Origin of the sequence: Phormidium sp. CCY1219 (assembly GCF_035615515.1) — a bacterium.
Classification (GTDB): domain Bacteria; phylum Cyanobacteriota; class Cyanobacteriia; order Cyanobacteriales; family Laspinemataceae; genus CCY1219.
Genome location: NZ_JAJENT010000841.1, coordinates 1 through 1,570 on the forward strand (window position 1 = coordinate 1; position 1,570 = coordinate 1,570).

Sequence of the window (1,570 nt, forward strand, 5' to 3'; positions counted from 1 at the left end):
TTGCTATTAACCGGGGCATTTATCCCCCGGCGGGAGTTGCTATTAACCGGGGCATTTATCCCCCGGCGGGAGTTGCTTCGGAAATTACCGACGGAAAAATCGCCAAGCCAGGATAATAAATAAAGTGACAACTCCCGCTAACGTCCCAGAAAACACACTTAACCCCAACACAAAGTGTAAATCCGACCAACCCCGGGTGAAAGGCATCTCATCCAGGGCCGTATCCCCAATCGAAATCCCTTTAATATCTTCAACATAATTGGAAGAAGCAGAAGCCACCATTCCGCCCGTTCCCAATCCAATGCCGAAAATTCCCACTACAGCTTGAAACGTGCGATCGCGATGCGCTTGGCGGATTTCTAGCAGGCTATTAATCGTATCCGCAAGGCGCGCAATATCATCCCAACAGCGGCGCAAACTGTTCGCGTCTTTCTGCAATTGCGGCAGATAGGTTTGCTGCACTTGTTGGCTGAATTCTGCTAAATAATCCAGCTTTACCGGTCCGTTGACTTGGGCATTTTGAATCAGAGTTTCTCGATAATTATCGTAGTTATTTAGATGGATTTCGATAGTCGTCTGGTTGATTTCTACCGAATTCAAGCCTTGCTTGAAGCGAAATTGAGTTTCGATCGCCTCGGTTAGTTCGGTTAAATTTAACTCCGACAGGGGGTGGGCGAAATTGAGGGTATTGTAATCGCCCACCAGGGTGGATTTGAGCTGGCGACTGTTGCGATACGCCCAGAGAATTTTATCCCGCGACAACCATAAGGGCCGCCAGTAATTCACCAGCAACTTTGCCCCGGCGTCTAATTGAGCGCGATCGCGGTAAAAAACCAGGGTTAAATGAGAATTTGGCTCGATTTTTTGCCATTGTTGCGGTTGCGATCGCCAAAACTGCCAGATTTTCCCATCCCACAGCACTCCTTCCTTTTCCTGTTTCCAACCTCGGTTATCAATTAAGTGCTGGTACGCCAGTTTGGCAAATTCTTTTATCTCCCCTTCCGTTCCCGATTCTAGCACAGCAGACAGCACCAAACTGTGCCCGATAGTCTGTAACTTCTCAGGCGGTTGGAGAAACTCCTGCATGCACTTGAGAAATGCGATCGCCTCCCCTTTATCGTAACTGGCGATCGTATAGGCATTAAACACCAACACCCAACTGTCTTCCTCGGACCAGCGCCGATACTCCCCTTCTAGGGTATGCTGTTCTCGCCTCCCCGTAAAGGGTAACTGGGCCACTTTTACCTCATCCACCTGGCAAAATTTGCGTTCGGTCTCTTGGCTAAAAGAGGTTTTGAATTCATCGCCAATCAGTTGCACTAAATTGTGTAAAAAACTTTCATAGTGCGGCGTCGTGGTTTCCGCCTTCACCCCCAATCCTTGTTTGAGCGTGTAGGTGAATCCATAAAGACTCAAAGTATTGATTTTCAGCATAGGAATTTGAGGAAATAAAAGAAGCGGGGGATTGAAATCGCGCCTTTGCAAACCAAGCGATTGAAATTGCGCCTTTGCAAACCAAGTCCGCCTTCGCGGACTAATCGAAGAAGAATCGGAAGCGGGCAATTGAAAT

At 48.0% G+C, this 1,570-nt stretch carries 1 protein-coding gene; it reads right to left on the minus strand.

Going from position 1 to position 1,570, the window contains the following annotated elements; all coding sequences use genetic code 11:
• Positions 1 to 84: 84 nt before the first annotated feature.
• On the minus strand, positions 85 to 1,434 hold the full coding sequence (locus tag LKK83_RS26755) for a hypothetical protein (protein ID WP_324634528.1): 1,350 nt from the start codon (positions 1,432 to 1,434) through the stop codon (positions 85 to 87).
• Between the last annotated feature and the right edge of the window lie 136 nt (positions 1,435 to 1,570).